The 13,033-nt window shown below is 69.4% G+C and carries 13 protein-coding genes; 3 read left to right on the top strand and 10 right to left on the bottom strand.

Going from position 1 to position 13,033, the window contains the following annotated elements; all coding sequences use genetic code 11:
- Positions 1 to 69: 69 nt before the first annotated feature.
- The 5 genes from BST17_RS29880 to BST17_RS19445 all read right to left on the bottom strand — a co-directional run bounded on the left by BST17_RS29880 (position 70) and on the right by BST17_RS19445 (position 4,829).
- The gene (locus tag BST17_RS29880) at positions 70 to 192 is read right to left on the bottom strand and encodes a hypothetical protein (protein ID WP_264002063.1); all 123 of its coding nucleotides are present in this window, start codon (positions 190 to 192) and stop codon (positions 70 to 72) included.
- A 45-nt stretch (positions 193 to 237) separates the two neighbouring features.
- The gene (locus BST17_RS19460) at positions 238 to 1,431 is read right to left on the bottom strand and encodes a DUF7373 family lipoprotein (RefSeq protein WP_083060544.1); all 1,194 of its coding nucleotides are present in this window, start codon (positions 1,429 to 1,431) and stop codon (positions 238 to 240) included.
- 49 nt (positions 1,432 to 1,480) lie between these two features.
- Entirely contained in the window at positions 1,481 to 2,953 is a 1,473-nt protein-coding gene (locus BST17_RS19455) for a serine/threonine-protein kinase (RefSeq protein WP_083060543.1), read from the bottom strand.
- A 76-nt stretch (positions 2,954 to 3,029) separates the two neighbouring features.
- A complete protein-coding gene (locus tag BST17_RS19450) occupies positions 3,030 to 3,809 on the bottom strand; it encodes a cutinase family protein (RefSeq protein ID WP_234807738.1) in 780 nt (259 codons plus the stop codon).
- Between the two features lie 81 nt (positions 3,810 to 3,890).
- On the bottom strand, positions 3,891 to 4,829 hold the full coding sequence (locus BST17_RS19445) for an AraC family transcriptional regulator (protein ID WP_083060541.1): 939 nt from the start codon (positions 4,827 to 4,829) through the stop codon (positions 3,891 to 3,893).
- An 81-nt stretch (positions 4,830 to 4,910) separates the two neighbouring features.
- Here BST17_RS19445 and BST17_RS19440 point away from each other — a divergent pair, with 81 nt between their 5' ends.
- On the top strand, positions 4,911 to 5,744 hold the full coding sequence (locus tag BST17_RS19440; RefSeq protein ID WP_083060540.1) for an NAD(P)H-binding protein: 834 nt from the start codon (positions 4,911 to 4,913) through the stop codon (positions 5,742 to 5,744).
- Entirely contained in the window at positions 5,741 to 6,190 is a 450-nt protein-coding gene (locus BST17_RS19435; protein WP_083060589.1) for a pyridoxamine 5'-phosphate oxidase family protein, read from the top strand. Before BST17_RS19440 ends, BST17_RS19435 begins: the two co-directional genes overlap by 4 nt.
- On the opposite strand, the gene BST17_RS19430 is transcribed toward BST17_RS19435, so the two are convergent.
- The 3 genes from BST17_RS19430 to BST17_RS19420 all read right to left on the bottom strand — a co-directional run bounded on the left by BST17_RS19430 (position 6,157) and on the right by BST17_RS19420 (position 9,186).
- Complete coding sequence (locus BST17_RS19430; protein ID WP_083060539.1) at positions 6,157 to 7,281, bottom strand: RES family NAD+ phosphorylase; 1,125 nt, start codon at positions 7,279 to 7,281, stop codon at positions 6,157 to 6,159. The two genes, BST17_RS19435 and BST17_RS19430, sit on opposite strands and share 34 nt — an antisense overlap.
- A 90-nt stretch (positions 7,282 to 7,371) precedes the next feature.
- Complete coding sequence (locus BST17_RS19425; RefSeq protein WP_083060538.1) at positions 7,372 to 8,379, bottom strand: glycoside hydrolase family 6 protein; 1,008 nt, start codon at positions 8,377 to 8,379, stop codon at positions 7,372 to 7,374.
- 273 nt (positions 8,380 to 8,652) lie between these two features.
- Positions 8,653 to 9,186: a sigma-70 family RNA polymerase sigma factor gene (locus BST17_RS19420; protein WP_109750214.1), complete on the bottom strand. Its 534-nt coding sequence runs from the start codon at positions 9,184 to 9,186 to the stop codon at positions 8,653 to 8,655.
- Between the two features lie 815 nt (positions 9,187 to 10,001).
- On the opposite strand from BST17_RS19420, the gene BST17_RS19415 reads away from it, so the two are divergent.
- The gene (locus tag BST17_RS19415) at positions 10,002 to 11,108 is read left to right on the top strand and encodes a cellulase family glycosylhydrolase (protein ID WP_083060536.1); all 1,107 of its coding nucleotides are present in this window, start codon (positions 10,002 to 10,004) and stop codon (positions 11,106 to 11,108) included.
- Between the two features lie 48 nt (positions 11,109 to 11,156).
- On the opposite strand, the gene BST17_RS19410 is transcribed toward BST17_RS19415, so the two are convergent.
- Together BST17_RS19410 and BST17_RS19405 are read right to left on the bottom strand one after the other, a co-directional pair.
- Positions 11,157 to 12,797: an ABC-F family ATP-binding cassette domain-containing protein gene (locus BST17_RS19410; RefSeq protein WP_083060535.1), complete on the bottom strand. Its 1,641-nt coding sequence runs from the start codon at positions 12,795 to 12,797 to the stop codon at positions 11,157 to 11,159.
- Entirely contained in the window at positions 12,794 to 12,997 is a 204-nt protein-coding gene (locus tag BST17_RS19405; RefSeq protein WP_083060534.1) for a zinc-ribbon domain-containing protein, read from the bottom strand. Before BST17_RS19405 ends, BST17_RS19410 begins: the two co-directional genes overlap by 4 nt.
- Between the last annotated feature and the right edge of the window lie 36 nt (positions 12,998 to 13,033).

The following is a 13,033-nucleotide window of genomic DNA, read 5'->3' as shown; positions in this document are numbered from 1 at the left end:
CCCCTGAATCACGGAAAACCCGTAGTCGCATCCGTGGTGGACGCGACTACGGGTCTGCGCGGTGGCGAGTTACGTCTCGGAGTCCTCGGGCGCGTCGGTCGGCAGCGCCTCGGCCCCCGGGGTGGCCGGCGTGGTGAGCACCTCGTCCTCGTCGGCGTGGATTTCGGTCGGTTTCGGATCCTGAGTGGTCATGTGCGTACCGGTACCCGTCTTCCCGGCCTGCCAACCCCCGTCCGCTCAACCCGTCGTCAGCAGGATGTATTGCGCGGCGGTGCGCTGGTGTACATCGGGCAGAGCGTCACCGTTGACCTCGATGGCGTAGTCACCGGCCGGCGCGACACAGTAGAAGGCTTTTCCGCGGGTGGCACAGTGGCTTTCGGGCAGCCGGGGCACGGCGTCGACGGCTTCACCCTGGTTGAGGATCTCCTTGCTGAAGGCGTTGACGATCATCAGCGCCGACCCCGGGTTGCGGGCCTGGTAGACGCTGGCCGCAGCCATGGCGACGGTCTTGACACCGGTGTCGGAGAACAGGGTCTTGGATTCCAGCGGGTTGGTCTGGAAGTGCATGGCGCCACGGGAGCTGTAGACGGCATTCTTGGTCGAACTCGGATTCGAGGCCGCCGGAAGCGTTCTGGCGAGCAGTCCGGTGGGGTCGAGCTCCACCTCGGCCAGTGCGTTCGGGTCGGCGGGGGTGAATTCGTCGACTCGCGGGCCCTGTGCGTCGATCACCTTCTGCACCATGGCCGCCGCCGCATCGAGACCGTCGGCGGACTGGACAAGCTGCATGAAGACATACGGTCCGTGCGGGGTGAACGACCGGATCACCGCCCATTCGCGGTCCGATCCGGTCGGGGTGAACGGATAGCTGGAGGCCGCCGCCTCGGGATGGCCGGGGATGGTGGCCGGGGTCGGACTGACGCCGCGGATGGACTGTTGCGCCGTGGCGGTGTTCATGTCGGTGGCGGCCGCCGCGGCCGCCGCCTGGTCCGGGAACCGCAGCACCGCGTTGATCATGACGTGCCGGTCGGGGGCCTCCCGCGCGGAGGCGAATCCGTTGACGAAGCCGTGCCGCTGCGCTTGCTGCGCCACGCTGTCCGGTGAGAACTGGGCCAGCGTGGTCGGCGTGTCCAGTAGGTAGAAGGTGCTCAGGTACGGGGCGATGAGTTCCCGGTCGGCCTCCCACGGACCCACGACGTAATCGGCGAGATGCTGAGCGTCGACCACCCCGCCCGTCTTCGGGTCACCCGCCCGGCCCAGCGGCGGGCGAACGGCGGTGGGGTAGCTGCCGGCGTCGAGTTGCGCGGGACTGACGATGGGCGGAAGCGAGGTCTGTGGGGTTTGTACGGCCGGGCCGCCCGAGGCGGGATTCTCCGGTGACGAGCACGCTGCGAGCATGCCGACGGCGACAACGAGGACACCGATCCTGTTCACGCCCCGACCATAACCCCCGTGCCCGCCGGTGGGCCGGACTCGTCGTAATTCATTGCGCCCAGCCGTACTCCAGTGCGCGTTCCGACGAATCCACCCGTCCGTTGCTGGAGATGGTCAGCAGACCGGGCATGACCTCATAGCGCGCGCCGTCGGCCGGATTGACCGCGACGAAGCCGGCACCGGAGCGTCGGGCATCGCGCAGTTCCAGGTTGGCGCCGTCGCGCAGCCGCTCGCCGCGGTAGTAGAAGTCGTCCGACGAGGTCCGGCAGATGATCGCCAGCGACTGGGCGGTGCGGATCAGCGCGGCGGGTGTGCTGGAGCTGTCGCACCGAGCCGAATGTCCCACGAAGCCTTGCGAATCGGTGCCTGATACGCCGGCGACGGCCGGCGTCGTCGAGGTGGTCGGCGCTGCCGCCGAGGCCTCCGGCGACTGTGCCGGCACGGCCAGTGGCGACCGCGGCGCGGTGCCGTCATCGCCGCCGAACACCAGTGCCGAGGCCAAAGCCCCTGCGATGGCGAACAATCCGATGGTTGCCAGCGCCAGCACCCACCGTCCCGAGGAGGGGCGCCGCGGCCGCGCGGGCAGCGGGGTGACCACCGAGGGATGCGGTGTCGCGTACACCGCGGAGTACTGCTGGGTCGGGGGCGGCGTGGCGGGGGCGGGCGCCGCAACGACCGGCGCGGCGCCGTCGATGGCCTGCGCCGCGGCGCGAGCCAGCTCCCCTGCGGTGGCGTACCGATGACCCGGGTCCTTGGCCATCCCCCGCGCGATCACATCGTCGAACGCCCGGCCGACGCCGCGCCGCATGATGCTCGGGCGCGGTGGCGCCGAGAACATGTGTGCCGCCCACACCTGCCGCACATCGCCGGCGGCATATGGCTCCAACCCGGTCAGGGCCTCATACAGCACGCAGGCCAGCGAATAGATGTCGGCCGCCGGGGCGCCCCGGTCCCCGCTGAACCGCTCCGGAGCCAGGTAGGCGCTGGAACCGACGACCAGACCGGTCGACGTGACGGCCGGCTCTCCCCCGCCGTGCGCGATGCCGAAGTCGACCAGATACGCGAAGTCGTCCTGGGTCAGCAGGATGTTCTCCGGTTTGATGTCCCGGTGCACCAGGTGGTTGGCATGCGCGGCATCCAGCGCGGTGGCCACCTGCGCGATGATCGACACCGCTCGGCGCGGCGCGAGCGCACCCTGGGTGTGCAGAACCTCCTTGAGGCTGGGCCCCTCCACCAGGCGCATGTCGATGTACAGCACACCGTCGATCTCGCCGAAGTCGTGCACCGGGATGATGTGCGGCGCCTGCAGCCGGGCGGCCAGCCGCGACTCCCGCCGGAACCGGTCCTGAAAACTGGGGTCGGCCACCAGGTCGGGGCGCAGCAGCTTGATCGCGACCATCCGCTCCCGGGCGGTGTCGTAGGCGCGGTACACCTCGCCCATGCCGCCGACGCCGAGCACCGACCGCAGCTCGTAGGGCCCGAACCGGGTGCCCAACCGCGAGCCGCCCTTCACGGTGCCCACATCCCAACCTTTCCGTTCGAGTCCGTTCGAGGATCACTGGCGACGGATAGGCTTCCCGCCGCGCTGCGATCCCTAACTAGATCGACGGTGCGGGTGCGGCGACCGAATTCATCACCAGCTGATACAGCGGGGCGCCCCACGCGTGCGGGCCGCTGGTCGCCGGCTCGTAGGCGGTGTGGATGGCGATCGAGGACGCCGGGATCTCCTCGACCTGCGGGTCGTAGTCGCAGACCGGGTCGCCCACATCACAGACGCTGACGGTGCGCGCCCCCATCAGCGGGTCCAGTGGCGAGGTGTCGGTCGAGGCCAGGAACGAATGCTCCTGCGCGACGCCCTTGCCCGCGCCGGGCAGCGCGGCCGTCGACCCCAGGTTGATGGTGGTGTCGGCCGGCAACCGGTCGCCGTCGGCGACCAGCAGGGCCGCGGCAACCTGTGGGTTGTCCGCCAGATCATGCAGGTTGCGGTGGATCACCATGGCGCCCTGGGAGTACCCGGCCAGCACGACCTTGGTCTGCGGGCAGCGCGCCGTGAAGGCCTCCAGCTGCTCGGCGGCTGCCTCGGTGCCGTCCTCGACGCTGTCCATGAAGTTCATCCAGCCGCCGAGGCCCCCGGCGAGCGGCACGGGCGCGGCCGGGTACTGCACGGCCTCCGCGGTCATCGTGCGGCCGCTGGCGGTCAGCGCGCTGTTGAGCTGCTGATACGACGCGTAGACCACATCCCCCATGCCGGCGTTGGCGGCCAACTGGGCGCCGTCGCGCTGGCCCGACCCGGCAGCCCCGATCCAGTGCACATCGGCGCAAGCCGGCTCGGCGGTGGCGGTGGGCGCCACGGCCAGGGCCGTGGCGGCAAGCAGCACAGCCGCTCCAAGTCGAGTGATCACGCGGGTTATATCGCCGCCGGCGCCGGCCGGCGTTACCGATCCCGGCGATGACCCTGGTCACGCCGGTTGGTGCACGGCCGCCCGGCGGAACGCGGTGGGGCTGACACCGCGGACCCGCTTGAACGCCGCGCTGAACCCGAACGGGTCGGCGTATCCGACGCGCCGCGCCACCTCGGCCACGGTGGCCTGGTTCTCCAGCAACAGATCGGCCGCCAGCGTCATCCGCCATCTCGTGAGGTAGCTCGACGGCGGTTCGCCCACCAGCTCGGTGAAGCGTTTGGCCAGGGTCGACCGGGCCACCCCGGCGCGGTCGGCCAGGGTGGCCACCGTCCACGGGGCCGCCGGATCGTCATGCAGCGACCGCAGCGCGTCACCGACCACCGGATCGCGCTGGGCGGCCCACCAGGCCGGCGGTCGGCCGCCCGGCCGGTCGAACCAGGCGCGCAGCGTGCACACCAGCATCCAGTCCAGCAGCCGGTCCAGCACCACCTGCTGGCCGGGCGCATCGATGGCCACCTCGGCGGCCAGGTGCTCGAGCACCGCATCACCCTCGCCGCCACCGGGCACCCGCAACACCGCGGGAAGCTCGTCGAGGAGGCGCCGGCTGATCTCCCCCCGTACCGGGTACGCGCCGACGATCAGCGTGGTGGTCTCGGCGCCGCGGTCCCCGAAGTCGTTCCAGCCCAACCGGTGCCGGGTCCCGCCGTACTCGGGCGCCGCGCATTCCGTTCCGCATTCGACCGCGTCGGCCGCGCTGTCCAGATCATCGACGAAGGTGAAGGTTTCCGGCCCGCGCACGATGACGGTGTCCCCGGCCCGCAGCGGTTCCGGTGGCGCGGCCTCGGTCACGATCCAGCCACCCCCGGTGAGCACCGTGCATAACGTCAGGGGTGCGCCGTCGACGAAATGCAGATTCCACGGCGGTGTCAGCGTGGAACCGCCGAACAACGAGCCATGCGCACGCACCCCGCGGAACAGGTCGCCGAAGGCATCCATGCCACCAGCGTAGAGGATCGGACATGGATCTCGGCCTTTCGGCCATGGAATCGTCCGGGTTCGCCGGGTTGAGTGGTCTGCATGAGCAATGACACGATTCTCGTACTCGGGGCCACCGGGAAGACCGGTCGGCGCCTGCTGCCGCGGCTGCGACTGCGCGGTGTGCCGGTCCGCCCGGCCTCTCGCTCCAGCGGCACCCGGTTCGACTGGTCGGCACCCGACACCTGGGATGCCGCGCTGGACGGGGTCGGTGCGGTCTATCTGGTCGCACCGCCCTGGCCCGGGCCGGCCGCCGATTTCCTGACCCGTGCGCAGGCCGCCGGCGTGCGCCGGGTGACGGTGCTGTCCGGCCGCGGCGCGGACTCCTGGGGCGAGTCGACGTTCGGAGTGGACATGCGTTCCGCGGAGGACGCGGTGCGCCGTTCGGCGTTGGAGTGGACGATCCTGCGGCCCAACAACTTCGCGCAGAACTTCGATGAGGACCTGTTCCACGCCCCGCTGCTGGCCGGTGAGTTGGCACTGCCCGCCGGGGACGTGGGAGAGCCCTTCATCGACATCGACGATGTCGCCGACGTCGCGGCCCGGGTGCTGACCGAACCGGGCCACGCCGGCAAGGTGTACGAGCTCAGCGGACCGCGCTCGGTGACCTTCGCCGAGGCCACCGAATTGATCTCGCGCGCAACCGGTCTGCCGATGACCTACCGGCAGATCACCGCCGACGAGTACGTCGCGGCCCTGGTGGCCGCCGGGGTGGCCCAGGGCGACGCCGAGCACGTGGCGGCGATGTTCACGTTGATGGCCGACGGCGGGATCGCCGACCCCTCCGAGGGGGTGGTGACCGTGCTCGGCCGTCAGCCGCACAGCTTCGAGGAGTACGTGGCGCGGGCCGCGGCGGCGGGAGCGTGGCACCGATGAGCCCGCTCACCGACCAGGACATCGCACTGCTGCGTCGTCCGCTGTACGGATTCCTCAGTGTCGCGGGCGGTCCGGATCCGGCAGAGCCGCGCCCGGTGTGGTTCGAGGTCACCGACACGGGAACCGTCCAGCTGTTCACCGGCCCGGATACCGTCAAGGTGCGTCGGTTGCGGCGTGACGCCCGCGCCTGCATCGTGGTGACCGCACCCGTCGGCGAGCGGGAGCACTGGGTGTCGATAACGGGCCCGGTGCGTATCGAGACCGATGGCGCATCGGCGTTGGCGGGGCGGCTGGCCGCCCGCTACTGGGATCTCGACGACCCGGCGCGGGTCCGCGACCTGGCCGCCATCCAGGCCGAAGAGCAGGTGCGGTTGGTGCTCCACCCGGACAAGGTGAGCCGATACGTGCTGGATCAGCGCGCCACCGTCATCACCCGGCTCACCTGAAGCGTGTTGGGGTCCATGGTGAGTCGGGTGTGTTCGGTGTCGGCTCCGAGGTCCGCGCACTGACCGGGGCCGACGAAGACGACGACATTGTTTCCCGGCCCCTGGACGCTGGGGAACATCAGGCCGTCGACCCGGCCAGGAAAGGCGTGGCGGAAGTACTCGGTGAAGACCTGGGTGGGCACGTAGTCGATGTGCTCGTGGCCGTCGAGTTCCACGGGCAGGGTGATGTCGTGGATGAACATCTGCAGGAAGCGCAGGATGTAGTACTCCGGATGCGCGGTCGCATCGAAGATGCTGGGCAGCGCGGGAAGATTCGTGAGATCGATCAGCCGGAGTTCGCGGGTCGGCGTGAACTCGGCGGTGGTCACATAACGGAACGCGGCATGGGCACCGGCCTCGGCGATCGCCGTGGCGCGGTCGGTCGCGCCGTAGAAGATGCTGATCCCGGCGGGGCTCATCCGGTTGGCGGCGGCCCGCTCCGACGGGGGCGGGCCGATATCGGCGACGTGATGCCACGATGCGGCCTCGTCCTGCGAGGTGGCCATCCGTGCCCGGAACAACGGTGCCGGGCAGGGCGCCGGCCAGACGGCGGGGTGGTGCTCGCCGAGATCGGACACCGCCGCCAGCACCTGACCCGCGGTCATCTCGTCCGCTTCGCCGGTCGGACGGGTCGAGAAGAAATACCGCATCTCGTACTTGACGATGTGCTTGAACGCCTCCCAGCTGTAGGTCAGCTGTTCGATACTGTTGCCGCTGCGGTGATCTCGGCGCACCCAGCCGGGGGTCACGCTCAGGGCGTCCACCACGTCGTCGACCAGATCCGGGTGCGAGACCCCGGCGGCGGTCAGGACCTCGACCGCCACCTCGCGCGCCGCGACGGATTCACCGGGGACGGTCTGCGGCTCGTAGTGCACGCCGACACCGACCAGGATCGCCTCCACGAACGCGATGCGGGTGATGGCGAACGGCGACTCGCCCGAGGTGCCGCAATAGCTGCAGTGCGTCTCGGTGGCGGCGGTCCGGATGAGGGTGCGCAGGAAGTCGTCCGCGACGTGGGCGGGGCACACCGCCCGGGGATCGGCCGTCTCCACGTGGCCGACTATAGGTCAGTCGACCCCGGCCGCTCAGGAGTCCGGGAAGGACTGTTGCCGTCTGCCTCGGCCACCTGTCGGCCGGGCGCGCTACTTGCCGGCGTTGCGGGCCAGATCGATGGCGTATTGGTTGACGAACGTGCCCGCGCTCGGCTCGCCGCGGTCACAGGAGCCGTCGGATTCACCGACGCGCTTCACCCACAGATAGGCGTCCACCTTGGGGCTCGCGGTCGCCGTCGTCGGCGGGACACCGAGCGCGCGGCCCGGCGGGTTGCACCAGCTGAGCGGGCTGTCCGGGGCGGGGCCGTTGCCGTTGCGCGATGTGTCGATGACGTAGTTGGCGCCGTTGGTCATCCCGGAGATGGCTTCGCCGTAGCCGATCTGTTCTTCGGTGGTGAAGTAGTTCGTGGTGTTGAGGCTGAATCCGCGGGCACGGTCGACGCCGACCTGATTGAGCCGATTCGCCATCTCGCCGGCGTCGACCCAGCGGGAATGCCCGGCGTCGATGTACACCGCGGCGGCCGGGTCACGGGTCAGCGTGTCGACCGCGTAACGGATGAGGTCGAAGCGCTCCTGCCGCTGATCGGCCGAGAGGCAGTCCGCCATGGCGAGCGCGTCCGGTTCCAGGATGATCGCTGCCGGGGCGCCGCCCAGTCCGGCCGAGATGGCGTCGATCCACTGGCGGTAGCCGTCGGCGGAACCGAATCCGCCCGCGGCGTAGCTGTAGCAGTCGCGGTGCGGCAGTGCGTAGATCGACAGGACCGGTGTCGCACCGGCGGCCTGCGCGGCGCCGACGAGCTTGCCCACCGTGCCCGACACGGTGGAGGCCGGGAAGGCCTGGTCGAGCCAGTAGGCCTGCGGGGTGTTGGCGACGTAGTCCAGCTGCGGGGTGCCCGGAGAGGCCTGCGCGGCACGCATCGCCTTCGAGATCGGGTCGACGTAGAACGGCTTGCCGGCCAGCGGATTGGCCTCGCCGGCCAATCTGATCTCGGGCGCGGAGTCGGGCGTCGGCGCGGGCGTCACGCCGAGGCCGGCAACGGCCGCCACGGCCAGGAAGGGGGCGAGCCACCGTGCGGCGGTGCCAGCAGCTGAGGACATCACGATCTCAAAAGTTAGTGCGGCTCGGTGTCGATAGCCAATCGCTGGAGCGCTGGTCACGGGCCATTTCGGGCCATGGCAAACAGTCACCGACCGTCACGGACGGACATCACGTGCGGACTCTCCGGGTCGGCCACCCGGCCCAGCAACACGCCAACGTCAATATGCGCTGAGTCACAGCAGCACCACAGGTTGCAGAGTCCGCCCCACCGGCCTGCGATCTGCGGAGTCTCAGCCGTGACCATCACGGCCCGGACTCCTCACATCGCAGGATCAGGCGGCCAGCAGCTCCGGTGTCGAGAGTGCGGCGCGCAGCAGCGTGCGCCCACGGTGCAGGCGGGACAGCACCGTGCCCATCGGCGTGTGCATGATCTCGGCGATCTCGCGGCAGGAGTAGCCGTCGATGGCTGCGTAGCAGAGCACCTCGCGGAACTGCTCGGGAAGCCCGGCCAGCGCGGTGGCCACCGCATCGTCGGGCATCAGCTCCAGCACCTCGGCCTCGGCGGATCGCGACCGACCGGGCAACGACGCGCCCAGTTCGGCGATGTCGTCACAGAGGAACTCGGGGCGCCGCACGCTCTTGCGGTAGTTACCGATGTGGGTGTTGGTCATGATCCGGAACAGCCAGGCCCGCAGATTCGTCCCCTGCTGGAACCCGCCGAACCCGGCGAACGCCTTCAACAGGGTCTCCTGCAGCAGTTCCTCGGCATCGGCACTGTTGCGCGTCATGCGGAATGCACCGCGGCGCAACACGTCCAGATGCTCACGCACATCGTGTTCGAAAGTGGCGGTGAGGGTGGATTCCATGGCTGGCTCTCTCGAAGTCGAAGCGATGTGGGGTATATGTGGAATCCTGCTGCTCATGACGATCGTGGTCTGCCCGGCTGACCCCAAACGCCGACTGCGGCCAGCGGTAGGGCCCGCTACCGGCTAGCGGTACCCTGCCGGCGATGGCGCTGCTGCTCATCGACGTTCCGACCGGCCGTCGCCCGTACCGCGAGGCCACCCATGGCTGCGTGGCAGATCGTCGAAGCAGTCGGCATCGCAGCACACCTCCACCGCGGCGGACACCTCGTTCAGCGCATCCGCCGTCCGCAGCATCAGCTGCTGCTCCCCGGACCCTGAGCGACCTGCGATCGGCGCGGTCCCTGATCACCGCCCGCCTCATCGGCAATCCGTCTCGGTAGACCAACGGCAGGGTCACGGTTGCGTGACGTTATCTCCGCTTCGGCGAACGGTTTTGACCCCCTCCCTGGACCGGCGAACCACTTCTCCGCCGCCACCCGGTGGCGACGGAAAATTTACCGCGGTGACGGTCCGCGCATTTTTACACCGCAGCAAATTCGCGATCTTTCGGGATAGTTGCAAACAGAAGTAGCTGCATCCCGGCTCGCCATCCGCTGCCACATCGTCGCGGACGCGCCGCGCCCGCCCACGCAGTCACCGCGCGTCACTTTGCTGATCTTGATCGGCGGGGTCGAGTCCGCCATCGGCCGCCGGTCACCGAAAAGCGCCGCGCCCCGATCCGATCCGGGATTCCCACCGCTGCGGCAAAGCGGTTGTGCGGCTTACATTGAGCGCCATCGCAGCCTGTTCCGCTCCGGACTGCCAGAGAGGCCGTCATGCTGTCCCTACCTTTTCGCGCCATTGCCCGGCGCGCCCGCATCGCCGCGCTCATCGCCGCGATGGTGTTTGCGACCTCGGTCGAGACAACCGCCGCGCATGCGGTGGCGCCCGCCCGCATCGACACCTCCGCCGGCGCGCTGGGCATCGCCGAATCCAATCTCTACTTCATGACGCCCGCCGAGTTGACCACTGCCATGCAGGCTTTCGAACAGCTGGGGGTGACCCAGATCCGGGTGTTCCTACCGTGGCGAGCCATGGAACCGTCTCGCGGCGGGTACAACTGGGCCGTCTCCGACCGTATCCTCGACGCCGCCGCGCAGCGGGGCATCGCGGTCGTCGGCGCGGTCACCAGTACGCCGGTCTGGGCTTCTCGCAACGGATTCTGGCTCCCGAACGCCGCCCCGAATGATCCCGCCGATTACGCCAGGTTCATGACCCAGTTGGCGCTGCGCTACGGCGCCGCCGGCGGCAATCCGCGCATCGCCGCCTACGAGATCTGGAACGAGCCCAACGCGAACATCGGTTGGTCCCCCGAACCCAATGTCGCCGGCTACACCGCCCTGCTCAAGGCGGCCTACACCGCGATCAAGACCGTCGAGCCGACCGCACTGATCATCGGCGGCGTCCTGGGCGCCGGGCTGAGCTTCGGGACCTGGACCATCAATCCGGTCAACTACCTGAGCCAGATGTACGCCCAAGGCGCCCAGGGCTATTTCGATGCGCTGTCCTTCCATCCCTACAACTTCTCCAGCAGCTTCTCGGCCGGAATGCCCTACGCCAACACCCCGTACCGCCAACTGATGTCGCTGCGTGAGTTGATGAACAACGCCGGTGACGGTGCCAAGCTCATCTGGACCACCGAGTACGGGGTTCCGACCTCGGCGGTGAACGCCGCCACCCAGGCGGCGTGGATGGTCGACTTCGCCGATACCTGGTCCGGTCTCGACGGCGTCGGACCGATGTTCATCTACTCGCTGGTGGACCGGCCGAACGAGACCCCGTGGGGCATCTACGACCGCAACTGGGCCGCCAAGCCCGCGGTGGAGGCGATCCGGGGTTGGATCGCCGACCACGACGGCACGCTGCTGAAGACGAGCGGTTAGATGGCGCCCGGTGTTCCGGGCAGGCTGAGACCGCCGTCGGCGTTGGGCTCACGACGACTCGCGGACCCGGCCGTCCTGGACGACCCAGTGCCGGTCCAGCCGAACGTTGGCCAGCATGCGCCGGTCGTGTGTCACCAGCAGCAGCGCACCGTCGTACGTGTCGAGCGCCTGCTCGAGCTGTTCGATGGCGGGCAGGTCGAGGTGGTTCGTCGGCTCGTCGAGCACCAGGACGTTGGTGCCGCGGGCCTGCAGCAGCGCCATCCCGGCGCGCGTGCGCTCCCCCGGTGAGAGGTCGTCGACCGCCCGCTCGACATGATCGGCGCCCAGGCCGAACTTGGCCAGCAGGGTCCGCACATCAGCGGTCGACCAGTCCGGGACATGTGCCTCGAATCGATCCACCAGCCGCCCGGTACCGACGAATTCGGCTCGGGCCTGGTCTATCTCGCCGATCGCGACGCTGGCGCCCATACCGGCCCGCCCGCTGTCGGGTGCGCGGCGGCCGAGCAACAACCGCAGCAACGTCGACTTGCCTGCCCCGTTGGGACCGGTGATGCCGATCCGGTCGCCCGCATTCACCTGTAGCGAGACCGGACCGAAGACGAAGTCGCCCTGCCGCACAACGGCATCGTCGAGCGTCGCGACCACGGCGCTGGCGCGTGGTGCGGCGCCGATGCTGAACTGCAGGGTCCACTCCTTGCGCGGCTCCTCGACCTCCTCGAGGCGCGCGATCCGGCTCTCCATCTGGCGGACCTTCTGCGCCTGCTTCTCGCTGGACTCCGTCTGCGCCCGGCGACGGTTCTTGTCGTTGTCCGGCGCCTTGCGCATCGCGTTGCGCACGCCCTGACTCGACCACTCCCGTTGCACCCGGGCCCGGGCCACCAGATCCGCCTTGCGTCCGGCGAATTCCTCATACGCCTCGCGGCGGTGTCGACGCGCCACCGCGCGCTCGTCCAGGTAGCTCTCGTAGCCACCGCCGAAGACCGTGGTGATGTTCTGCGCCAGATCGAGTTCCAGGACCCGTGTCACCGTGCGGGCCAGGAACTCCCGGTCGTGGCTGACCAGCACGACCCCGCCGCGCAACTCCCGGACGAACTGCTCCAACCGGACCAGTCCGTCGAGGTCGAGATCGTTGGTGGGCTCGTCGAGCAGCACGATGTCGAACCGCGACAACATCAGCGCGGCCAGCCCGACGCGGGCGGCCTGCCCTCCCGACAGCGCCGTCATCGGGGTGGTTTCCGGGTCGACCGCGAGTGCCAGATCGGCCAGTACCGGCGCGAGCCGCTCATCCAGATCGGCCGCGCCGGTGGCCAACCAATGATCGAGCGCGGTGCCGTACGCGTCGGCGGCCGCATCGGACTCGGACAGCCTCTCCGCCGCCGACTCCATCGCCATGGTCGCGGCCGCGCAACCCGTCCGGCGGGCGATATAGGCGGCGACGGTCTCTCCGGCGAGCCGTTCGTGCTCCTGGGGCAACCACCCGACGAAGGCATCGGCCGGGGCCAGGCTCACCGTTCCCTCGAGCGGTGGCAGGTCGCCGGCCAGGATGCGCATCAGGGTGCTCTTACCCGCGCCGTTGGCCCCCACGACGCCGAGCACGTCACCCGGGGCGACCGTGACGTTGACGTTCTCGAACAGCGTCCGGTGGGCGAAGCCGCCGGCCACATCCTTGGCCACCAGGGTGGCGGTCATACGGCGATGCTCGCGCCGCAGATGCCGCACACCTCGAATTGCTTACGGCTCCACCGGGCGATCGGGATGAAGAACAACGTGAACTGTTTGTACTGGCGCATCCGCGACCACTGGGTGGTGTTGTGGCACCGCGGGCAGGTCCGGACGTCGGCCGCGCCGAGCAGTTTCTGTTTGGTGCCGAAGCCGAAGATGAAGAGCACGTCTCCAGCCTAGAGAGGCCGAGACTAGATTGCCTG

Origin of the sequence: Mycolicibacterium bacteremicum (assembly GCF_002086115.1) — a bacterium.
Taxonomy (GTDB): Bacteria; Actinomycetota; Actinomycetes; order Mycobacteriales; family Mycobacteriaceae; genus Mycobacterium; species Mycobacterium bacteremicum.
The sequence above is the reverse complement of the archived record's forward strand: the minus strand, read 5'-3'. Positions and strand labels throughout refer to the sequence as shown.